19 protein-coding genes and 4 tRNA genes are annotated in these 24073 nt (G+C 28.7%); 19 read left to right on the top strand and 4 right to left on the bottom strand.

Annotated features, from left to right (window positions below; translation table 4 throughout):
* The first annotated feature begins 51 nt into the window (after positions 1-51).
* Positions 52-127, top strand: a tRNA-Arg gene (locus HGG64_RS00660).
* Between the two features lie 41 nt (positions 128-168).
* Here the strand turns inward: HGG64_RS00660 and HGG64_RS00655 are convergent.
* Positions 169-2037, bottom strand: coding sequence for an AAA family ATPase (locus HGG64_RS00655; RefSeq protein ID WP_169580053.1), 1869 nt, complete (start codon positions 2035-2037; stop codon positions 169-171).
* A 457-nt stretch (positions 2038-2494) separates the two neighbouring features.
* On the opposite strand from HGG64_RS00655, the gene HGG64_RS00650 reads away from it, so the two are divergent.
* The 6 genes from HGG64_RS00650 to rplA all read left to right on the top strand — a co-directional run bounded on the left by HGG64_RS00650 (position 2495) and on the right by rplA (position 5411).
* Positions 2495-2568, top strand: a tRNA-Gly gene (locus tag HGG64_RS00650).
* Between the two features lies 1 nt (position 2569).
* Positions 2570-2643: transfer RNA gene (locus tag HGG64_RS00645), tRNA-Gly, on the top strand.
* Between the two features lie 206 nt (positions 2644-2849).
* A complete protein-coding gene (locus tag HGG64_RS00640) occupies positions 2850-3446 on the top strand; it encodes an FMN-dependent NADH-azoreductase (protein WP_169580052.1) in 597 nt (198 codons plus the stop codon).
* A gap of 79 nt (positions 3447-3525) precedes the next feature.
* Positions 3526-4125: an FMN-dependent NADH-azoreductase gene (locus tag HGG64_RS00635; RefSeq protein WP_169580051.1), complete on the top strand. Its 600-nt coding sequence runs from the start codon at positions 3526-3528 to the stop codon at positions 4123-4125.
* 150 nt (positions 4126-4275) lie between these two features.
* Positions 4276-4719, top strand: coding sequence for a 50S ribosomal protein L11 (gene rplK, locus HGG64_RS00630; RefSeq protein WP_169580050.1), 444 nt, complete (start codon positions 4276-4278; stop codon positions 4717-4719).
* The gene (rplA, locus tag HGG64_RS00625) at positions 4719-5411 is read left to right on the top strand and encodes a 50S ribosomal protein L1 (RefSeq protein ID WP_169580049.1); all 693 of its coding nucleotides are present in this window, start codon (positions 4719-4721) and stop codon (positions 5409-5411) included. The genes rplK and rplA overlap by 1 nt, the downstream gene beginning before the upstream one ends.
* Before the next feature lie 49 nt (positions 5412-5460).
* Here the strand turns inward: rplA and eno are convergent, their stop codons facing one another.
* The gene (eno, locus tag HGG64_RS00620) at positions 5461-6831 is read right to left on the bottom strand and encodes a phosphopyruvate hydratase (protein WP_169580048.1); all 1371 of its coding nucleotides are present in this window, start codon (positions 6829-6831) and stop codon (positions 5461-5463) included.
* Between the two features lie 648 nt (positions 6832-7479).
* On the opposite strand from eno, the gene HGG64_RS00615 reads away from it, so the two are divergent.
* Positions 7480-7555, top strand: a tRNA-Lys gene (locus tag HGG64_RS00615).
* Positions 7556-7593: 38 nt separating this feature from the next.
* Here the strand turns inward: HGG64_RS00615 and HGG64_RS00610 are convergent.
* Entirely contained in the window at positions 7594-9735 is a 2142-nt protein-coding gene (locus HGG64_RS00610; protein ID WP_169580047.1) for an ATP-dependent Clp protease ATP-binding subunit, read from the bottom strand.
* A 209-nt stretch (positions 9736-9944) separates the two neighbouring features.
* On the opposite strand from HGG64_RS00610, the gene HGG64_RS00605 reads away from it, so the two are divergent.
* The 10 genes from HGG64_RS00605 to HGG64_RS00560 all read left to right on the top strand — a co-directional run bounded on the left by HGG64_RS00605 (position 9945) and on the right by HGG64_RS00560 (position 18724).
* Positions 9945-10445, top strand: a complete 501-nt coding sequence (locus tag HGG64_RS00605) for a hypothetical protein (protein ID WP_169580046.1) — start codon at positions 9945-9947, stop codon at positions 10443-10445.
* Complete coding sequence (locus tag HGG64_RS00600) at positions 10423-11259, top strand: F0F1 ATP synthase subunit A (protein WP_169580045.1); 837 nt, start codon at positions 10423-10425, stop codon at positions 11257-11259. The genes HGG64_RS00605 and HGG64_RS00600 overlap by 23 nt, the downstream gene beginning before the upstream one ends.
* 14 nt (positions 11260-11273) lie before the next feature.
* Positions 11274-11573 (top strand): ATP synthase subunit c family protein, encoded by a 300-nt coding sequence (locus HGG64_RS00595; protein ID WP_169580044.1) that lies wholly within the window; start codon positions 11274-11276, stop codon positions 11571-11573.
* A gap of 1 nt (position 11574) precedes the next feature.
* Complete coding sequence (locus HGG64_RS00590; protein WP_169580043.1) at positions 11575-12126, top strand: F0F1 ATP synthase subunit B family protein; 552 nt, start codon at positions 11575-11577, stop codon at positions 12124-12126.
* Between the two features lie 3 nt (positions 12127-12129).
* Complete coding sequence (locus HGG64_RS00585) at positions 12130-12663, top strand: F0F1 ATP synthase subunit delta (RefSeq protein WP_169580042.1); 534 nt, start codon at positions 12130-12132, stop codon at positions 12661-12663.
* 15 nt (positions 12664-12678) lie between these two features.
* Positions 12679-14262, top strand: coding sequence for a F0F1 ATP synthase subunit alpha (gene atpA, locus HGG64_RS00580; RefSeq protein ID WP_169580041.1), 1584 nt, complete (start codon positions 12679-12681; stop codon positions 14260-14262).
* Complete coding sequence (gene atpG / locus HGG64_RS00575; protein ID WP_169580040.1) at positions 14241-15110, top strand: ATP synthase F1 subunit gamma; 870 nt, start codon at positions 14241-14243, stop codon at positions 15108-15110. Before atpA ends, atpG begins: the two co-directional genes overlap by 22 nt.
* 56 nt (positions 15111-15166) lie before the next feature.
* Complete coding sequence (gene atpD / locus HGG64_RS00570) at positions 15167-16609, top strand: F0F1 ATP synthase subunit beta (protein ID WP_169580511.1); 1443 nt, start codon at positions 15167-15169, stop codon at positions 16607-16609.
* On the top strand, positions 16609-16977 hold the full coding sequence (locus HGG64_RS00565; RefSeq protein WP_169580039.1) for a F0F1 ATP synthase subunit epsilon: 369 nt from the start codon (positions 16609-16611) through the stop codon (positions 16975-16977). Before atpD ends, HGG64_RS00565 begins: the two co-directional genes overlap by 1 nt.
* 133 nt (positions 16978-17110) lie before the next feature.
* Positions 17111-18724, top strand: coding sequence for an ABC-F family ATP-binding cassette domain-containing protein (locus tag HGG64_RS00560; protein ID WP_169580038.1), 1614 nt, complete (start codon positions 17111-17113; stop codon positions 18722-18724).
* Between the two features lie 29 nt (positions 18725-18753).
* On the opposite strand, the gene HGG64_RS00555 is transcribed toward HGG64_RS00560, so the two are convergent.
* A complete protein-coding gene (locus HGG64_RS00555) occupies positions 18754-19317 on the bottom strand; it encodes a thymidine kinase (RefSeq protein ID WP_169580037.1) in 564 nt (187 codons plus the stop codon).
* Between the two features lie 540 nt (positions 19318-19857).
* On the opposite strand from HGG64_RS00555, the gene HGG64_RS00550 reads away from it, so the two are divergent.
* Complete coding sequence (locus tag HGG64_RS00550) at positions 19858-24045, top strand: hypothetical protein (RefSeq protein ID WP_169580036.1); 4188 nt, start codon at positions 19858-19860, stop codon at positions 24043-24045.
* The last annotated feature ends 28 nt before the right edge of the window (positions 24046-24073 follow it).

Here is a 24073-nt window from a genome sequence, read left to right as displayed (position 1 = left end):
ATATATTTTTTTATATTTAAGGTTAAATATATGCTAAAATATATTAGTAATGGTCGTGTAGCTCAGGGGATAGAGTACGTGCCTTCTAAGCATGTGGTCGCAGGTTCGAATCCTGCCACGATCGCCATTTTTTTTATTTTATTTTTTTCATTTTTCAATTTATCGAAGTTATTTCAATAATAAATCAAACAATTTTTCGAAGTTTTTTATTGTATTTTCAGAAAAATCAGAAAGTTTTGCATTTTGTTTCATAATTATTACATTTTCGGAACTTTTTTCTTTCAATTTAAAATTTTTAACTTCAGTATCGCTAAATAAATCTTCTATTTCTTTAAATTGATTATTATTGTCATTTAGGTCAGAAATAGATTTTACTTGTATTAAATTTGATTCTTCGCAGATTCTTTTCATTTCATTTCCATTTGCATCACCATCAACAAGTATGCTAACCTTTGGAAAATAAGTTTTTACTATTTTTTCTGCTATTATCTTTCTCTTTTTTTCATCATTTCCTACACCATTGAATGGTAAAAAAGCAATATTTTTCTTTTTCAACATTTCCTTAAACATTGTTAGGTAAATATAGTCGGTTATCCCTTCTACTCATATTACCTTAGTTTCATATTCATATAAAATATTTTGACCTATTGTTAAGGATTTTTTAATTGGTAATAATGAATTTGGATCATTAATATTTACGAGGGTGAACAAATTATCAATATTTATTTCATCATTTTTTGTTTTTACTATTCTTAATTCTTCGAGATTATCAATATCTATTAGAAATGGGCTATGTGTGGATATGACAAATGTTACGCCATTTTTTCTTGCAAATTCTTTTAAAAATTTTCTTAACTCTTTTTGTCCTTCAACGTGTAAATTAGTTGCTGGTTCATCAAGTAAAATAACATCACCAGCATTTAACGAGTTGCTCGCTAAAAAGTTAAAATAAAAATTAAAAAATCATTTAAACCCTGTCGATTGTTGTGATAAATTTATTGGTTGTCTAGATTTTCCTCTTTCTAGTCCGAAAAGAATTTGCCTAGACTCAAATCGTATGGTAAAGTTATACTCATCGTTTTCATTATAGGAAAAATATAATTGATTAAATCTTTTGCTTATTTCTTTAATTTTTTCCGAAATTTCTGATTCTATACTTCTTAAAATAGATACATTTCTTCAATCTTTAAATCTCTTATACTCTGTATTTATTTTTTTAATATCAAAATCAATAATTTTAAATATTGATTTAAACAAATTATTATTTTGTATTGAATTTTCTTCTGTTGTAAACTGATTCTGGTCTATTTCCTTGAATTCATATTTAATTATATTAAAATCAATAGGAAACCCGAAATTAGTAGTTGAATATTGATTAATTTTTTTAAATTTATCAAATTTATATAATCTAAAAATATTACTTTTTTCAGTAAATGAATTAACAATTTTTTTCAATTCTGAACTTACTTCACTATAATAGTAATAGTCTTCTCTATAGTTATTAATTTTAACTAAGTAATTAACAAAATTTTCTATATTTTTTTTAGAAGTTAATAATTTAGAATCTACTAATTCATTTTTATATCCTTCGAAAAATTTGATTATTTCATTTAAATCAATATTGTCTAATTTTATATTTTTTCTATCTAGCTTTTTCTTTAGATCTTTTAATTCACATATAATTTTTTCTGTTTCAACTTTATCAATTTCTATACCTTCAATTTCTATTTTTTTCTGATTATTAGAATTTGTTGTTTTGTAAGAAATTTTTTGATTATTATTTTTTATTTCTAATTCTACTTCTATGTTTTTATCTTTTTCTTCATATGCAAAATTATTTATGTCTTCTTCTAAAAAATTATTACTTTTTCATTCATATAGAGCATCTAAAATATTGGATTTACCTGAATTATTTGGCCCAACTATGATCACTAAATTACCGATATCATTTTTGTCTCTAAAATTATTCAAGATGATTTCCTGTTCATCTTTTATTCCTATATTTCTAAATTTTTTTATTTTAAATAACCTCTTCATGATTATCTCCTTTCTATATGAGATATTTTCTCTTAATTTAAAACAAATTAGATAAATTATTTCTTATTAAAAAAAGTATTTGATTTAACATACTTAAATTAAAATGATTAAATTTTGCCATTTTCCCTAATAAAATAATTTTACTATCTTTTTATTGTTAAAACATCAAAGTAAACAGTTCATTACGAATATTTTTTGATATAAACACCTCAAAATACTAATATTTAATAATTGCTAATTCTATAAATAAAACGTTATGTAAGATTAATTGAGATCTTCATTTGGATTCTTACTATTATTAAAAAAGGTTAATTTATATTTTTTATTTAATTATTTAATTTTTATTACTATTAATTTATTTATCAAAATATGTTTTCTTTTTTATTAAATTCTTAAATTATTTTCTAAAAAAAATTAAACATTTTTTAGATTAATAGTATAATAATAAAGCACAAATGCGAGTGTAGTTTAATGGTAGAACATCAGCCTTCCAAGCTGAATACGAGGGTCCGATTCCCTTCACTTGCACCATGCGGATGTAGTTCAATGGTAGAACATCAGGTTGCCAATCTGAATACGAGGGTCCGATTCCCTTCATCCGCACCATTTGTCAACGTAGTTTAAAGCAAAACATTAGCACAAAGTAGCTAAAAATAGAGGAAGAAAATCCTTTCGTTACGCCAATAAATGCTTAATACAAAGTATTAAGTTTTTTTATTTTAAATACTACTATTAATGGTTTAATTATTAACTTATAAATACTTTATTTATATTTTCTAATTAGAATTCAAATATAAAAAAAGGAGCATAATATGGCAAAAGTATTAGTTTTAAATGGTTCTCCAATGCCAAAAATGAATTCAACATCGTATAAATTATTACAATTTTTCGTAAATGAATATCGTAAAAATAATCCAAAAGACGAAATAATTGAATTAGACTTAAATGAACTTGAAATGTCAACAGTTGGATTAACATCAAAAAATATCGGAGAGTTTTTTGATGAGGAAAATTCTGCTAAGTACATAAAATTATTAAAAGAAGTAAATAAAATAATTATTTCTGTACCAATGATTAACCTGGCTATTCCAACATTAGTTAAAAATTTCTTTGACCGAATTATTGTTGCAGGTCAAACATTTACCTATGAAGGATCAACTGATGGTAAGGCAATTGGCTTACTAGATCACTTAAAAATTCAAATTATTGCAACTCAAGGATCACCAACAACAGCTTTAGAACCTAAACAAGTTCAATTAGTTGAAATGATGTGAAGATTCTTAGGTTCAAAAATTAGTCCAAGCTTTTTAGCACCAGGAACAAATGTTCCGCCTCTAGCTAATATGACAAAAGATCAAATTGTTGATACTTTTAAAGATGAACTAATTGCAAAAGCAAAAGCATTTTAGTCAAATAGCCAATTAGGCTATTTTTAATTTTATAATGTTATAATAAAATTAGATTTTATAAAATACTAAGGAGAAAAAAATGGCTAAAATAATTGTAATTTATGGTTCGCCAATTGAAGAAGAAAATTCGATATCAACAATGTTGACAAAAAGGTATGTAGAAGAGTATCAAAAAACTCATCCTGAAGATGAATTTCAAGAAATTAATTTAAATGATCTACACATGTCAACTAGTCTTTTAACATCAAAGAACCGGGGTATTTTTTTCAACAAAGATGACTCTGATTATTACATTGAATTATTAAAAGGCGTAGATAAGGTTATTATGAATAGTCCAATGATTAATTTCAATGTTCCTGCCACTGTTAAAACCTTTTTTGACCGAATTGCTGTTGCTGATAAAACTTTTTCATATAAATATTCCAAAAAAGGTGATGCGATTGGGCTGCTAGATAATCTAAAAGTTCAAATTATTGCTACACAAGGAGCACCGCTAGGATGGTATCCATGAGCTAGCCATGTAAATTATCTAGAAGGTATATGAAAATTTTTGGGTGCCGAAGTAAGTGAAACAATCCTATTAGCTGGAGTTAAAGCAAGTCCACTAAAAAGTTATACTATGGCTGAACTACTAGAAGAAAAATTAGCTGAAATTATTAAAAAAGCGCAAGCATTTTAATTTACAATTTGAAATCACAAATTTAATCTGTGATTTTTTATTTATAAAAAAATCTTTGCTATAATAGTTATTGCAATATTAAATTGCCTCTTGCAAGTGGGAGAATTTATTTAAATTCATTTGCACCACAATAATCGAAAGGATTTTATTATGGCTAAAAAAATTGTTAAAAAAGCCAAGTTACAATTTAATGCAGGGCAAGCTAAGCCCGGACCATCTTTGGCGGGTGTTGGAATCAACATGCCAGAGTTTACCAAAGCATTTAATGACAAAACTAAAGACAGAGGATCTGAACCGGTTCCTGTTTTGATAACTGTATATGAAGATAAATCATTTACATTTAAATTATTTACTGCCCCAACAGCTTATAAATTAATTGAAGCTGCCAAGGTTAAAAAAGGTAGTGGAAAACCTAATAAAGAAAAAGTTGGGTCAATTACTTTAGAACAATTGAAAGAAATTGCTGAATATAAATTGCCTGACTTAAACTCACCAAAAATTGAATCTGCAATGAAACAAATTGCCGGAACAGCAAAAAATATGGGTATCACAGTTGAAGGATATGATGAATGACTAAAAGGCGGTGCTAACTAATGGCAAAAAGAATATCTAAAAATGTTAAAGCAGTTAAAAGCCTAGTTAATAAAAATGATGTTTATTCATTAGCAGAAGCAATTGAATTAGCAAAAAAAGCTTCATTTGCTAAGTTCGATGAATCACTTGACATTGCAATCAAATTAAATTTGGATACAAGAAAATCAGAACAACAATTACGTGGATCAGTTCTACTACCTCATGGTACTGGAAAAACTGTTAGGGTTTTAGTTGCGACTGATGAAACTGCTGCACAAAAAGCATCATTAGAAGCTGGAGCTGATTATGTTTATTCATCAGCAGAACTTCCTGAAATTCTTAACAAAGATAAATATGATTTTGATGTAATTGTTGCCGATCCAAAAATGATGCTAGTATTAGGAAAATACGGTAAAAAATTAGGTCCTAAAGGTTTAATGCCAAACCCTAAAACTGGTACCGTTACTACAAATCCTGCTAAAGCAGTAGAAGAGCTTAAAAAAGGTAAGGCTAATTATCGTGCTGACAAAGGTGGAATTATTCACGCTTCTGTTGGAAAGAAATCAATGGATTCAAAAATTCTAGCTGAAAATGCTGAAACTTTAATTAATACAGTTAAGAGATTAAAACCACAAACTGTTAAAGGTGTTTATGTTTTAAACATTGTTGTATCTACTTCAATGGGTGCATCAGTTAAAGTAAAAATTGACTAAAAGTTATAAAAAAAACGTTGCTCAGATTTTGGGCAACATTTTTTATATTTTATTTTAAATTGTGAAAGGCATCAATTCCTTCATATTTAGCCATTTCGCCTAATTCCATCTCAATTTTTAATAATCTATTGTATTTGGCAACTCTATCAGTTCTTGACATTGATCCGGTTTTGATTTCTCCAGTGTTAAAAGCAACAGCTAAATCAGCAATAAATGTATCTTCTGTTTCGCCAGAACGATGTGAAATAATTGGAACTAGGTTCGCATCTTGCGACATTTTAATAGCAGCAATGGTTTCAGTTAGAGAACCAATTTGGTTAATTTTGATTAAAGAAGCATTAATTGCTTTTTTATCAATAGCCATTTTAATGTATTTTGGATTAGTTACAATTAAGTCATCGCCAACTAGTTGAACTTTTTTACCATATTTTTTATTCATCAACTCAAAACCAGTTCAGTCATTTTCATCATGAGAATCTTCAATTGAGATAATTGGATATTTTGCTATTAGTGTTCCGTAGTATTCTACAAATTCTTCGGTTGTAAATGAGTATTTAAGATTTGAATATTTTTCAAACCCGGCTCTTTTTTCGTCAATGGCTTTTTTGAATTTTTTGAAAACATAGGTTTTAGTTTCTTTGTTATATAGCTCTGAGCTAGCTGCATCTAGGCAAATAGCAATTGCTTTTTCTCCTGATGTAGCTGCTTTAAAGCCGGCTTTTTCGATTGCCTTAACAAGGAAATCTAAAGCCTCTTCATGGGTATGAAGATTTGGTGCAAATCCCCCTTCATCTCCAACTTGGGTTCCATGTCCTGCTTCTTTTAGTAATTTAGCAAGAGTATGGAAAACCATATTCGCCATTTGCATACTTTCTTTAAAAGTTTTTGCTCCAAGTGGCATAATCATAAATTCTTGGAAATCAATGGTATTCGATGCATGTTCTCCACCATTAATAACATTTAACATTGGCACAGGTAATTTGTAAGCTTGACGTTTATCAAGCGAAGCTAAATAACTGTACAGTGGAAGTTCAAGTTCTTTTGCAGCGGCACGAGCTACGGCAAGTGAAACTGCTAAAATTGCGTTTGCTCCTAGTTTTGATTTAGTTGCTGTTCCATCAAGGTCGATCATTATTTGGTCAATTTTTTCTTGATTTAAAACATCTTCATTAATTAGTTTATTTGCAATAATATTATTAACATTATCACATGCGGTTTGTACACCTTTACCGCCAAATCAGTTTTTTTCATATTTAGTATTTTTGTCTCTTAATTCAACAGCTTCTTTAGATCCAGTTGAAGCGCCAGAAGGCACTAGTGCTTCTGAATATGCGGCTTCAGTCATTAGTTCTACTTTAACTGTTGGATTACCACGACTATCTAAAACTTCATATGCATTAATTTTCATTATTTTTGACATATTTACTCCTCAATTATTAATTATATATATAAATACTTATAAGTATAAAAAATATAATATAGATATTATTATTAATATTTAGTCGTCTTAAATTTCAATTATTATTTACTTTTATGTCTTAATTTTTCTATGATATTTTAGTAGGGGGAAATTTAAGGATTTTTATCTTTATTTTCGAGAATAAAAACTAATATTATATATAAATGGGGAAAGTGGATGAAATACTATTATTTTGTTGTATTAAATAATCTCTTAAAATAATTTCCTAAATACTAAATATATTTCAAACAATTAAAAGCAGGATCTAACATCCTACTTTTTAATTATATATTTTTAATGTAATTTTATATTTTCCTGTTTGTTTACAAAAAATGAATAATTCTATAAAAAAATCCTATGTTTTCTTCTAAAAATAATGTTTCTTACTTGCTATTTAATTATTTAAATAGCAAGTAAATTATACACAAAAAAACAATATATTTTTATTTTTTTTAAAAAAAAATGCAAAAAGCTTAAAATTAGACATTTTTTTGATCTAAAATTAAATAAGAAAGTGCCTATGGTTACTCTTAAGGCAGAATTACAAATATTTTTTATGATATATATTTAAAAAAATTATTTTTTAATTATAATTTAATTGTTACATTTGCGCTCTTAGCTCAGCTGGCAGAGCAAAGGACTCTTAATCCTTGGGTCGTGGGTTCGATCCCCACAGGGCGTACCATATAAAAAAATCAGGTGATAAACCTGATATTTTTTTGCCTATTGACTAACAATTTCGATTTGATCATTTTCGTCTAGAGTAATTTGAATAGCTTGATTTTCATAGATGTGCTCACTAATCATAAAAATTGCCAGTTTATTTTCAACATTCTTTTGAATGTATCTTTTAATTGGTCTTGCACCAAATGCTGAGTCATAGGCATTTTTGGCAATATAGTTAATAAGATTGTTGGTATATGAAAGATGAATTGGATGATTGTTTTCTACTCGTTTGATTAACTTGTCTAATTCTAATTTAACAATTTCTTCAATAATGTTTTGACTTAGAGCATTGAAGATTACAATTTCATCAATCCGGTTAATAAATTCTGGTTTTAGTGTTTTTAGTAGAAGTGATCTAACATTATCTTCATTGACTTTATTTTCAACAATTTCGGTACTTCCTAAATTAGAAGTCATGATAATAATGGTATTTCTAAAATTGATTTTTTTCCCATGGCTGTCTGTTACTTGTCCATTATCAAGAATTTGTAGTAGTAAATTAAGTACATCAATGTGAGCTTTTTCAATTTCATCAAAGAGAACAATTGAATAAGGATTTTGTCTAATTCTTTCAGTTAATTGTCCACCTTCATCAAAGCCGACATATCCTGGAGGAGATCCAATTAGTTTGGAAACCGAATGTTTTTCCATATATTCCGACATATCAATGCGAACAATTCGATTATCATCATCAAATAGGGCTTCTGCCAGTGCTTTTGCCATTTCAGTTTTGCCGACTCCGGTTGGACCTAGAAATAGAAATGAACCAATTGGACGGTTTGGATCGTTAATGTTTGCCTTTGATCTTTGAATGGCTTCGGATACTAATTTAATCGCATTGCTTTGTCCTTTTACTCGTTTTTGTAGCGTTTGTTCTAAGTGCAAAATTTTATCTTTCTCACTTTGTAGCAGTTTTGCAACCGGAATTTTAGTTCATTTACTTACAATGCTTGCCACTTCCTCAGCATCAACTGAATCCTTGATAAGACGTTCCTTTCTAGCTAAAATTTTTTCTTCTAATAGATCACGGGTTTTAGTAAGTTCAGGCATCAATACATACATAATTTTTGATGCTTCAGTGTAGTTACCTTCACTTTGTAAAATTGGCAATTGACGATTTAATTCTTCAATGTGTTCCTTTGTTGAGGCCAATTTTTTAACGTCAGATTTTTCTGAAACTCAGTTGTTTTCTATTTTGATCTTATTAGCTTTTAGTTCTTTTAGAGATTCATCAATTTCTTGTAACCGTGAAGCATTCTTTTTAGAATTTGTCTTATCTGTATTTTTAAGTGCCGCTTTTTCAATTTCTAACTTGGTAATTTCATTAATAATTTTTTCAAGTGATTCAGGCAAATAGTTCATCTCTGTTTTAATATTTGATGCCGCTTCATCGATAAGATCAATTGCTTTATCAGGCAAAAATCGATCAGAAATGTAACGATTTGATAAATTGGCTGCTGCTACTAAAGCATTGTCTTCAATTTTAACTTGGTGAAATGACTCAAAACGCTCTTTAATTCCCCGTAGTATGTTAATAGTGTCTTCAACAGAAGGTTCGGAAATCATAACCTTTTGCATTCTTCTTTCTAGTGCAGAGTCTTTTTCGATATATTTACGATATTCATCTAATGTTGTTGCCCCAATTAGGTGAAGTTGTCCTCTTGCCATCATTGGTTTTAGAATATTGGCTGCATCCATACTTCCCTCACCAGTAGCACCAGCACCGACAATGGTATGAATTTCATCAATGAATAAAATTATTTCCCCATTAGATTTTTCAACTTCTTTAACTAATGACTTTAATCTCTCTTCAAATTGACCACGATATTGTGTTCCTGCAACTAAAGAGGCCAAATCAATTTCAACTACTTGTTTATTTTTTAGGTTTTCTGGTACTTGATTTTCAACAATTTTACGTGCTAATCCTTCAACAATTGCGGTTTTTCCGGTTCCTGGTTCACCCACTAGGACAGGGTTATTTTTTGTCTTGCGACTTAAGATTCTAACGAGTGAGCGAATTTCTTCGTCGCGATTAATAACTGGTTCTAGTTTGTTTTGTTGTGCTAGCTCAGTTAGATCCCTTCCATAGGCTTTTAGTGGGTTTTTATTTTGTTCATTTGGTGTAAATGATGCTTGCATGCTTCCTCCTTAAATCATTTTCTAAAAACATTATAGCACTTTTTTAGCACTCTAACTATTCAAGTGATAAATTAATAATAATTTTTGAAAATGCCATAGCTTTTTTAACTTAAATTAAAGAAATTAACATACAAAAATTAGCTACCAAATTTTGAATTTGTAAAAAATTATAATTATTTACCATTATCCAAAAAAGGCATATAATAATTATGGTTATTTGATTAACCGATTTAAGTAAAATGAAAGAAATATTGAATAGAAGATTTTGAATAATCAATATCACACTTAATGCCGCAATGATGATGATGTATTTGGCATTTTCATTTATAAGATATGATTTAGCATTAGGCCATATTGTTGGGATAATTAGTTTTTGTTTGTTCTTGGTTTCGATTTATGTACCCATTAAAGTAATATCGACAAAAAAACCACAAAAGCGAATTAGAAAAATTAGGACATTAGGCGTCGTGCTTTTTTTAATTATAGAGTTTTGTAATTTTTTAGTAATTATCTTATTTGCAATCTTTAACTATCTATTCAAAGTAAAGTATGGGTGAATAAGTGTTGGACAGCAACCTTTTAATATCTTTACGATTGTTACCCCATATTTAATTTTTATGATTCAATCTATCACTACTGTGTTAATTGAATATTTTAAAAATAAACAAATTCTTGGAAAGGGGGGATATGGACAAAATACTCAAACTTAATTGATGAGGAGCTCCCGAAAAAGGCAAAGCTTATGCTAATGATAATTTAATATTTAGTATGATTGTTTTAATTTTTATTACATTAGTGCTATCAGTATTAATTTATATTGCTGTTCGTCGTCAAAAAACGATTAAAGCTCCAAATGCTCCACTTATGTTAGTTGAGACACTAATTATTTCGAGTGACAATTTCATTAGTGAAACCCATGAAAGAAAATTTGATCGCGCAAATCCTTATTTGATTTCATTATTTATCTTTTTCTTTTTTGGAAATATTGTTTCATTATTTGGCTTTGCCCCTATTGGTTCAAGTATCTCTGCGGTTTTAGCAGCTACAGCAGTTACATGGGTTGGGACATTGATGGTTGGTTTCATCTATAACAAGTTTAAACACTTGCTAAAATTGCTAAACCCATTAGAAATAGTTTCAACAATATCACCAGTTATTAGTTTAACTTTCCGTATGTTCGGGAACATTTTAGGTGGTCTTGTACTGATAACACTATCAAGTCTTTTCCTAAATAATATCTGATCAAAAATTTTAGGAGTACCTTCAGATTCAGCTGCCGCTCAAATTAATCCATTTGGAGTACTAATACTGCCATCATTTAATTTATATTTTGATTTATTTGATGACTTAATTCAAGCTGGTGTATTTATGATACTAACAATATCATACTGACAAGAGGCTTCCGAAGTTGAAGTAAAAGAAAAACATAAGAAAAAAATTAAAGAGCTAAAAGAATTAATTGTAGAAAATAATGATCAGGGAAATCAACTTGACATTGATAATAAAATAAATATAACAACTTAAAGGAGAAGAAAAACATGAATGAAAAACTTAACCTATTAATCAACGCTTTTGATCAAGATAAAGCAAATGCTGGTAGTGGCCTTAATTATCCATTTGCCTATGGACTAACAATGCTAGGAGCTGGTCTTGCCATTGCTGGAGCTGGTCTTGTTTCAATTGGACAAGGTATGGCTGTTGCTAAAGCCTGTGAAGCGATAGGAAAAAACCCAGAATCAGCTTCTAAAGTACGTGGTGTTTTAATTTTGGGACTGGCAATTGTTGAAACTGCTTCAATCTATTGTTTAATTATTGCTTTATTACTAATTTTCGTATAACATGGAAAAATTATTATTTAACTATTCCAAAATTAGAGAAGCTGATGTAAGTGAGGAATTAAACAAAGCATTTTCTGGCTTGAGTTTTAATTGACCATATTTTGTATTTTCATTAATTACATTATGCATTATTGTTTTAATAATTACTTTTTTAGTTTATAAACCACTTAAAAAGATGGTTCAAAAGCGTCAAAAATTTATTCAAAATAACATCGATGACTCAATCAAGGCAAAAGAAGATGCTTTAAAAATTCGTGAAGAAAACGATAAAAAAATTATTGATGCTGACTTACAAGCTAATAACATCATTTCACTTGCTAAGATTGAGGGTGAAAAAATTATTGATAATAGTACGATGCAAGCCAAACGAAAAGCAGAAATAATTATTTCGCAAGCTGACATTTTGATCAATAAAAAACAATCCGAATTTGAAAAAAATCAAAAGAAGCTAATTATCGAAAGTGCTGTAGCACTATCAGAAAAAATTTTAGGTAGAGAGATTAAAAATAAAGACAACCTCAAAATGATTAAAGATGTCTTAGATGAAAAGTAGATTATGACTAATTTAAATGAACTAATTTACAATTGATCATTTGCGCTATTTGATCTGGCAAGAAACAGCAATAATTTACCAGAGATAGCTAATCAAGCTGCCGAAATTGTTAAAATTGTTAAAAAAAATAAAGCATATTTGTCATTTTTAAATTCATATGATATTAATGATATTGAAAAATTTAAAATGATTGATAAGGCATTTGGTAACTATCATGAATATTTAATTAATACCATTAAACTAGCATCAAAGCAACATACAATAAAATACTTAATTGAAATTTTTAATAAATTTGTTGAGCTAGCAAATGAAAAATTAAATATTAAATACGGGACGATTTTTACCGTTAAAGCACTAACTGCTGCTGAAATCAAAAAATTTGAAAGTAAAATTTCAAAAAAATTAAACTCAAATGTTCATCTTATAAATGAAGTAACACCAGAAATTATTGGTGGAATTAAGATCAAAGTTGACGACTTCTTAATTGATAACTCTGTCTTTGGTCAATTAAATAAAATTAAAAAACAAATTAATTAAACGAAAGGAGAAAATATGCCATTAAAACCAACTGATTTATCAGCTATTATCAAATCTCAGATTAAAAATTTTAGCCAAGATATTTCATATGAACAGATTGGTAAGGTCATTACTGTTGGAGATGGAATTGCTTTAGTTAGTGGATTGACTAATGTAGAACATGGTGAACTTGTTAAGTTCGAATGTGGAATATTTGGTATGGCCTTAAATCTCGAAGAAGATTTAGTTGGAATTGTTGTTATGGGAGATGACCGAAACATTGTTGAAAATAGCTTAGTTACTAGAACTAAAGAAGTTATTTCTTCTCCTGTTGGCGATAAACTTTTAGGAAGAGTGGTAAATGCTTTAGCAGAACCTATTGATGGAAAAGGAGAAATAGCATATGAAATAAGACGCCCAATATTCAAAATTGCGCCTGGTGTTATGACACGTCAAGAAGTAACTGAATCACTTCAAACCGGAATTTTAGCAATTGACGCGATGATTCCAATTGGAAAAGGGCAAAGAGAGCTAATTATCGGTGACCGTCAAACTGGAAAAACTGCGATTGCAATTGATACAATTCTTAACCAAAAAGATAAAAATGTTTACTGTATTTATGTCGCTATTGGACAAAAGAATTCGACAATCACTCAAATAGTTGACCAGCTTGATAAGCATGAAGCACTTAAGTATACAACAATTATTGCTGCTTCTGCAGCTGAAAGTGCTCCGCTTCAATATGTTGCTCCATATACTGGAGTTACCATTGCTGAGGAATGAATGTCTAAGGGTCGAGATGTTCTAATTGTCTATGATGACCTTTCAAAACATGCTGTTGCTTATCGGACACTATCACTTCTACTAAGAAGACCACCAGGACGTGAAGCATACCCAGGTGACGTTTTCTATCTACATTCACAGCTGCTAGAAAGAGCTGCCCGTTTAAATGCAAGTAATGGTGGCGGGTCAATTACTGCCTTACCAATTATCGAAACTCAAGCTGAAGACATTGCGGCATATATTCCTACTAATGTTATTTCAATTACTGATGGACAAATATTTACCAAAGAATCACTATTTAACTCTGGACAAAGACCAGCAATTGACATTGGATATTCAGTTAGCCGGGTAGGATCGGCTGCGCAAACAAAAATGATGAAAAAAATTGTTTCTAGTTTGAAATTAGAGCTAGCTCAATACAACGAAATGCTATCTTTCGCTCAGTTTGGAAGCGATCTTGATCAAGCAACAAGAATTGTGCTGGATCATGGTGCTAAAGTTTTTGAGCTACTAAAACAACCACAATACTCACCTTACTCATCATTTGAACAAATTCTTATTCTATTCTGTACTAAATACAGATTAATTAATGTGATTCCTAAAAATCATTTAAACAAATATGTATCAAGTATTATTAATTATTTCAAAAACAACGCTGATGCAATTAATATTGCCAGAGACGTTGAAGGTGCTAAAGATTGAAATAATGAATTAATTGAAAAACTATATAACAAAATTATTGAGTTCAATAATGATTTTGTAAAAAACATCCCACTCTATAATAAAGATCTTTACTCAGAAGTGCCAGAATTGCCATGGAAAGCTTACAAAAAATAAAGCATCGGATTAATTCAATTAATTCTACTAAAAAGATAACAAAAGCTATGCAACTTGTTGCCACAGCAAAATTCTCAAAAATTAAAAATAAATCGGAAAATGTTGATATCTACTATCAAAATGTTCAAAGATTATTTATCAATCTTATCCAAAATTCGGAGCAAGATATTGATAAACTTCTGAATAAAAAAGCCTGAGATTTTCACCACAAACGTGATTTGTACATTGTTTTCGGTAGTGATCTTGGTCTTTGTGGCGCATTTAACTCGGAAATGTTTAAAACCATTAAAAGAGAAGTTCACCCAGAAGATATTGTAATTGTCATTGGAAGCAAACTACTAAGTACTATTGGTAGAGATAAATCTTTTCGAATAATTCAAGCCATTACTCAAGTTGGCGATGATCCTGGATATGATATTGCTAAACTAATATCAAAAAAAGTCTATGATGTATTAGAAATTTCACTACTTAAATCAGTTAAATTAATATATACAAATTATATAAATCCCATAAAATCAGATCCAATAGTTCAAGAGATTTTCCCCATTTCAAAAGATACAATTTTAAAGCTAAATTCATCCCATGTGGTTGAAAAAATTGATCCTGAGAGCTTTGAAACAAAACCTGAAGAAATTTTAAAAAATTCTTTCTCATTATTTTTTGAAGCGTCAATGTATCATGCTTTAACAAGCTCTAAATTATCAGAAATGAGCCAAAGAAGAACAGCAATGGAACAAGCAAGTGACAATGCCGAAGATTTAATTGATAATCTTAAAGTTGAATATAATAGTTCAAGACAAGCCAAAATTACGCAAGAATTGACAGAAATTGTTAATGGAGCAAGTTAGAAAAGGAAAGGTTAATTATGCCAAGGAAAAAAACTAATAGTGTCGAATCTGAAGCGATAGTTTCTAGCAAGAGCAATAAACCAAATTATGGGGTTATCACCCAAATTTTGGGTTCTGTTATTGACGTCAGATTCGAAGAGGGTAAAAGCCCCAAAATCTTAAGTGCATTAAAAATTGTTGATAATGAAGTAAAAGAAAAATTTCAAGGTGACCAAATTCTAGAGGTAGCTCAGCACATTGGAAATGATACAGTTCGAACTATTGCTATGAATTTAACAATCGGATTAAGAAGGGGAATGAAAGTTCTTGATCTTAATTCACCTATTATGGCACCAGTGGGTAAAAATGTTTTATCAAGAATGTTTAACGTGCTTGGTGAACCAATTGATTTACTTGGCGGAAGTTTTACTACCAAGCTACCAATTCACCGCACTGCACCCAGCTATGAAGAACAAAAATCTACTCTTGAAATTTTTGAAACCGGAATCAAGGTTATTGACCTATTAATTCCCTATATTAAAGGTGGAAAAATTGGTTTATTCGGTGGTGCGGGAGTTGGCAAAACTGTTTTAATTCAAGAACTAATTAATAACATTGCCAAGCAGCATGGTGGACTTTCGGTTTTTGCTGGGGTTGGAGAAAGAACCCGTGAAGGTAATGACTTATACCACGAAATGAAGGCTAGTGGAGTTTTGGATAAGACTGCCCTAGTGTTTGGACAAATGAATGAACCTCCAGGGGCAAGAATGAGAGCTCCTTATACTGCTTTGACAATGGCGGAATATTTTAGAGACTCAATGGGGCAAGACGTTCTTCTATTTATTGATAATATTTTTAGATTTACTCAAGCTGGATCTGAAGTTTCTGCCTTACTTGGACGTATGCCATCGGCTGTTGGATATCAACCGACTTTAGCCGTTGAAATGGGTCAACTTCAAGAAAGAATAACATCAACTAATAAGGGAGCCATTACATCTGTTCAAGCCGTTTATGTACCAGCAGATGACTTGACTGACCCAGCGCCAGCCACAACTTTTACTCACCTTGATGCCAAAACAGTTTTAGATCGTGATATTGCTGCTTTAGGAATCTATCCTGCAATTGATCCATTAGGTTCAAATTCAAGAATGATGGATCCAAATATTGTTGGACTAGAACACTATAACACTGCCAGAGCTGTTCAGAACATTTTACAACGCTTTAAGGAATTGCAAGATATTATCGCAATTCTTGGAATGCATGAATTAAGTGAAGATGACAAAAAAATTGTTGCGCGAGCAAGAAGAATCAGAAATTTCTTATCTCAACCATTTTTTGTGGCTGAGAAATTCTCTGGAATTCAGGGCAAATATATCAAGTTAGAAGACACTATTAATTCATTTAAGGAAATTCTTAGTGGTAAATATGATGAATTACCTGAGGAAGCCTTTTTATATGTCGGAACCATCAATGATGTCATTGAAAAAGCTAAAAAACTTGGAGTAGTTTATAAAGGATAATGGCAAGTAATACGATTAGAGTCATTATTACCACTCCACACGGTGTATTTCTTGATGTTAATACTGATATTTGCACTTTTAGAACAACTGAAGGTGAAGTTGGATTGATGGCAAATGCCACTCAATTTATCTCCTCACTAATCCCTTCGATGATTTACATAAATTCAAAATCATCTCCACATTTACAAACTTATTATGTTGACAAAGGAGTAGTGTATTTCAAAGATAATACCTTGTCAATGATTGTTAATGAGATTGACAATAAACCCTTGAATATTAATGAAACCTTTGTCCAAGAAGATCAAACTAAATATCGTTTGATTGAAGAGTTGTATCTAAAGAAAAAACTCACTGAAAATAAAAAATAATAATGCTAGAAATTGGTGCTAGCATTTTTTATTAAAGTTTGTGAACTTTTTGCTAAATTAATATAATATTTATATTATCTTGTGATAATCGAATTCAATCAAGTAATAATAAAATAGATTAAGGAGAGTAAGTATGTTGGAAATTAGTAATTTAAGTAAAATTTTTCCCGATAAAAAATTATTCACCAATGTGAATTTAAAATTTTTACCAGGAAATGTTTATGGAATCATTGGAGCAAATGGTGTTGGAAAATCAACATTTTTAAAAATCATTAGCGGTGAAATCGAAGCCTCGGGGGGTCAAATCATCAAAGAAAAAAATGCCAGAATGTCAGTTCTAAGCCAAAATCAAAATGAATATGATGATTTTATTGTCACTGAAGTTGTAATTATGGGTAATAAAGAATTATACGATCTAAACATTGAAAAAAATAATATCTACCTTGACCCAAATGCAACTGATAAAGATTTTGAAAGGGCAAGTCATCTTGAGCAAAAATATGGCGAAATGGGTGGATGAAACTCAGAAAATGATGCTCAAATTTTACTCTCTAATTTAGGCATCGGTCCTGAAAAATGGGAAATGAAAATGTCTGACTTAAAGGCAAATGACAAAGTTAAAGTTCTATTAGCTAAAGCACTATTCGGAAACCCCGATATTCTTATTATGGATGAACCAACTAATAGACTAGATTTAAAAACAATTAAATGACTTGAAAACTTTTTAGTTAACTACGATAATATTGTTATTGTTGTTAGCCATGACAGTGATTTTTTAGATGAAATTTGTACTCACATTGTCGATATTGATTTCTCTGAGGCAAAATTATTTGTAGGTAATTATACTTTTTGAAAAACCTCTTCACAATTAATTTTGGATATGCAACAAAAACAAAATTTAAGAAAAGAAGAACAAGCCCAAAAGCTTAAAGAATTTATTGCGAGATTCTCGGCAAATGCCTCTAAATCTAAACAAGCAACAAGTCGGAAAAAATTACTTGATAAATTAGTTATTGATGAAATTAAACCATCTTCTCGTAAATATCCTTTTATTAAATTTGATTTAAATCGTTTACCTGGAAAACAAATACTATCGGTTGAAAATTTAACTTATATTAATGATGCTGGCGAAGTTTTATTCGAGGATGTTTCTTTTAACCTGCGTGCTGATGATAAAATGGTAATTATTGGTAATGATGATATTGCTAAAACTAGATTTTTAGAGATATTAGCAGGAAAAAGGCAACCTACTAGAGGAACCGTGAACTGGGGAATTACAATTAAACCAAATTATTTCCCAACCAATAATAGCGAATATTTCCAAAATGATGAAACTATTCTTGAATGAATTAGTAAATGGCCTCTAAATAATACAACTCAAGAAACTAAAGATAATAGTGATTCAAGAATGCGAGCATTTCTTGGAAGAATGTTATTTTCAAATGATAGCGTTTTCAAGAATGTTGCTGTAACTAGTGGTGGTGAAAAAGTGCGACTAATGATGTCGAAATTAATGTTAGAAGAAAGTAATTTTTTAATTTTTGATCAGCCACTTGACCACCTTGATTCCGAATCAATTGATAGCCTAATTGAAGCAATTAAGTCATATAAAAGTTCATGTATTTTTACAACCTATAACCGTGCAATGATTAAAGAATGCGCATCAGTTATTTTAGAAATAAAACCACATTCAAGTTATTTATTTTATGGTAATCTTGAAGAGTATGAAGAAGCAATGGGCTACTAACGATAATAAAAAAACACTAAACGGTGTTTTTATTTTATATTTCTGTAGTGACATTTTCTGCAACGGGCTTCATATTCAGAGACATCACCAAGTAGATGTTCTTTATCAGATTTTACAATTCGAAAACTTGTTGATGCTGCGTGTTGGCATTTAACGCATATTGCTTGTAATTTAGTAATTCTTTCGGCTATTGCCATTAATTCTGGCATTGGTCCGAAAGGTTCACGAAGATAATTTTGGTCCAAACCAGCAATAATGATTAAATATCCTTTATTAGCTAGATCATCAGCAATATTTACTAGACTTTTATCAAAAAAGTGTGCTTCATCAATTAGGATCGCTTTATATTTGTCTTTTAATAGTAATTCGTAGATTTCTTTTGGTTCTTTGATTGTGAAAGTTTTGTTCTTTGTTCCTGCTCGACTCACAATACTATCATCAGAGAATCTATTGTCAAAAGTAGGTTTTATAACAAGTGGTTTTAGTTTGGCATATTCTAAGATTCGTATTTTTTTAAGTAATTCTTCACTCTTTCCCGAAAACATCGGACCAGTGATAATTTCAATCATTCCATCATTAAAATTTTTGTACATACTCCTCCTTTTATAAGTGCTATTATTTTATATTAAAAAAAATTGATATAACTACTTATTAGATAATTTTTCTACTATTCTTATATTTACTAATTGTTAAAAAAATTAAACAATAACTGAATTAATAAATAAACATTATTTTCCTAAAGACGCTTTAACTTTTTCGATATATTTAAGATTATTCATTAGCTATCTATTGCAATCATTATCTAGGCGTTTTATAAGAATTTCTTATTATTATAAAATAATAACTATAATTACTATGCTTTTATAACAAAATTGTTAATTTTACTTAAAAATTAAGAGTAAAATTCTTTTTAGTGATATACTACTAATTTAATATTTATTTATTTATTATTTATAAATAATAATATTTAGAGTCAATACATAGGTTATGTTTTTAGTTTATTTCTTTTAACGTTTACTTAGTGTTTATTTTTTTAAATATCCCCAATCAAAAAATAAACAATATTTGTAAATATTTTATCTTGCGTAAAAAGAATATTGTTAAAAATATAATTCAAAAATTAGGAGTTATAAATGACAAAACCAAAATTTAAGAGATTAATGTGATCAGGAGCAATATTAGTTGGAGCAATATCAATAGCCACAACTGCTGTTTTATTACTTAATAACAAACACAAAAAAAACAAAAAAATAGTAAATAGAATTTTTAATGAATTGAGCAGTAATGAAAACATTAATTATTTTTATAGAAATAGATTAAATGAAGTAAATCAACTTATTGCTAAACTTAATGAAGAATATAAAACAGATTTATTTAATGATATCATGGCTAAATTGTCAAGCCTTGAAGAGATATCAGAATTAATAAAAAAAGATTCAGAAATAGATGGCAAGCCCTTAGATGAAACTCAAATAGGCAAATTAGATGGCTACTGAGATAAGGAATATGCTAGCGGTGTTGAATCTATGAAAAACGAAAATGGATACTGAGCGGGTTTAGAAGAAAAACATCAAAAACGAATCAATGAACTAATTTTACAAGAAAAAAATGCTAGCGGAAAAAGCAAAGTTGACGCTAGAGAAGCATTCAAAAATGAATTAGTAAACGATTCGGATCTTTCAAGTGCATTAAAAGAACTAAAATCAAAAATTCAAAATTATAAATCTAAGATAGAAGAAACAATTGAACCTTTAAAAGATAATTCTAAAGTTAAAAGTGGCTTACAAGACCGTTTAAATACTAATAATATCAACAAACTGAAAGAACTTTTAGCTGACTCAGAAAAACATCGTGACACTTATTTAGGCATTTTAAATAATAATTATGACTTGGACGTTGATCTTCAAGACGCAAATGTCGAAAGATGAGCGGAGAAATTAAAAAACTCACAAAGCGCCGAAACTCAATACTCTTATTTAATAAAAAATGATTTAAATACTAATAACTTTAAAAGGTTACAAATTGAAGCTATTGATAAAACTCAACTTAATGCAGAAGATGTTAAATTTATTGAAAAGCATGATAATTTAAATTCTAAAAAAGATAATAGATTCTGATTAAGACTTAATTATCAAATTATCTTTCCAGATTATGGCGTAGAAAAAGATACTACGGATAAAGTATATATACTAAATTATGATGTTACATCTGAACAAGAAAGCGATTTAAATAATTTTAAGGCCAACTTTAAACAATACTATGATTCATTAAACATTAGTGAGGACACTTTTAAAATTAATGGTAATAATTATTACAAGAAGTCATGAATAGATCAATCATTACCAATCATTAAAAGCCAATGAGTTGCAACAAAAGCAAAGGTCGCAAAGGATTGAAATGACTACAAAGCTGAAATTTATAATAGCGATAACTTCCGAAAAAATTCGGACACGATTTTAAAATCTTTAAAAGAATATATTGAAGGCGCATCTTCACGTTTTGATATTGATTTGAATGAGTGAATGAACGATCGTAAGTGAACTTATGAAAGATATCTTTCAAATGAAAAACTTGTTAAAGACTTCATGCAGAGTTATGACATTTGGAAAAATCTACTGCTAAATGAAAAAGAACTTAAAGAAAAATATGAGTCTAAAAAAGTCGAATTTAAATTCGATAATGTTAATGACTCTGAATGAAAAAAAACAGTTGATGAGTTTTTCAATAGCGGCGGCAATAAGTATGAAATTAATGATAAACTGTTCTACTATGATCGTGATCAAAAAATTGACGACCGCTCAGTTTTTGCATACGACCTAAATGTTCCTCAAATTTATAATAGTAATAATTACTCGAAAAATATTGAAAATGAGAACTTTTTGAGTGTTTTACGTGACTTCGTCACAAGCTATGATAATTGAATAAACTTTTATGAAAATAATGCTGATAGAGCTTTAATTAAACAATATTTTGAAACTGACTCTTTATTCATGTGAAATGATGACTCAAAGACAAAAATAAGTCGTGATAAGAAAGTTTTAAGCAATTATATTAATGCTATCTATAATGGAACAGACTTCAAAAACCTAGAAGAAAAAATCAATTTGTTTATTAAAAAACGTAAAGATATTATTGACTATATCAGTGGATTAGATGCGACTTTTGAGAGTTCTAAGTCACAAATGAGAGATTATGTTTTAGGCAATCTAACAAAAGATATCACCGTTGATGAATGAGAAGCTAAGAAACAAATAATTAGTGATTACATTAATTTATATGGACTTGGTTTAGCTAAATATAATGCTGAATTTAAAAGATTAGAGGATCAAAATTTAGATCAGGAAAAAATTAATTCATTAAAAAACAGACATAAATACGAATTTGATTTTAACTTATTTTTGGAAATATCTAAGAAAACCGAAAATGCATCTGAAAAATTAGTCATTTTAAACAATAGAAATAAAAATTTATATACAAATATTCAAATATTTATTGATAGTAAAAAGAAATCAAGGGATTTTAAAGATTCTAATATCAAAAAATTAAATTATATTCATAAACATAATAATGATTGAACAATTGAATATGCTAAGGATAAAACAACTATTAATGATGTCAAATTAGAAAATAATAGCAGTGTAGTGATTTCTGGTAATAAATATCAGCTAAGAGATGAAAATAATTTACTATGAGACATTACAAATAAAGAAGTTATACCAAATAATTTGATAGTAGTGTATGAACTTTATAGGAAATTTGAAAACCCAGAAGATGAATTAGTATTTAGCGAAAAAGTGAGTGAAACCTCAATACTTCCTCCGACATTTGCAAATTTAAGAGAAGATTTCGTTTTATTACAACGAGATATTGATATATTAATTGATTTTATAAATATGAAAAATTATATTTATTATGATTCTACAAATGAAAAAGAATTCTTTGATGATATTATCAAAAAATATCAAATAAACAATCTAGATAAATGAAAAGGTAATGATAACTCAGGTTGAAAATATTTTAATAATTCAGAATTATTTGATTCATTAGAAAATATTAAAAATCAAATTATTGAAAGAAAAAATGATTACAGTTATTTCTATAATATCTTTGGAAGAAAATCTGAAATTCAAAATTTTATTAATGAATTTAGAACATGAATATCTATACTTAAACAAAATAAAGATAATAAATGATCTAAAGAATTTAGCGAAAGAGTATTTGAGACTTTAGATACCAACCAAAAAAATATCTTGGTTAATGCAATAGCAAAGGATCATGTTAATCTTGATAGACAAATTATTAATCAAACAGTAGGCACTTATGTAATTAATAACATCAAATCATCAAATTTAATTAAGGCTGAATACAATAAAAAATATTCAAATATTAGTAATTTTTTTAGATTTGAAGATTATCAAGCCCAATTTAACTTGGAAACAAGTTACAAACTTAACTATAACGATAACAATGTAGAATTATTAATCTCTAGCAAAAAAGGAAAAAGAGCAAGCATTTTAATTCCATATAGTGAAGCTCTAAAAAATAGTGTTCAGGGAAAAGAAATGTATGATAAATTTGTTGCCGAGTTTAATAGACTAGCATTTATGTTGTATAAAACTTTTTGATACAATCGTACTTTGACAAATGAAGAAAATATAATCAATAAAAATAATAATAAAAGTAGTTATTATGATGTCAATGATGCTTATATAAGATTAGGGGTTTCTAATAAATATAAATTTTCCTATTCAAATGATTACTTTTGGCATCCAGATTTTAATGGTAATCCATTCAAATACATTTTGGGTATTCAACTAGCAGAAAATCCTAGACAATTTTTTGCTGATGATAAAAAACAAGGATATTATGATAATAAATTATCAAACTGAATGAAATTTCAAAGTCAGGATTGAAATAATTTATTAGAATTTCGTTCTAAATTGCAAGAGAAATATAATAAAGCAAAATCTAGACTGCAAAGTTTCAATTATGACCTAATTATAAAAAAGGATTTATGAGATAAGGTTTGAGAAACTTCACCACTTCCATTTGGAAAAAGATATGAAAAATGAAATTATAGCCACAAAGGACTTAAATCGTATTCATTAGTTCCTCATTCTAATGGTTGAGAAAGTCCACTAGTTCCTCTATATGACGGATATAATAGACCATTAACAATTCAAAATTTGATCTTACATGGCGATAATAGAAATTATTATTCACAAATTCTTAAAGATGGACTAATTCTTGATGAAGAAATTAAGAAGTGAAATTCTTCTTATAAATTATCATTAAGTTACAATGATGCAATCAAAAAATAATTTATTTTTATAATTTAAATAGGAGAAA

Origin of the sequence: Mycoplasma phocoeninasale (assembly GCF_012934885.1) — a bacterium.
GTDB classification, from domain to species: domain Bacteria; phylum Bacillota_I; class Bacilli_A; order Mycoplasmatales; family Metamycoplasmataceae; genus Metamycoplasma; species Metamycoplasma phocoeninasale.
This window is presented reverse-complemented; position numbering and strand designations above follow the sequence as displayed.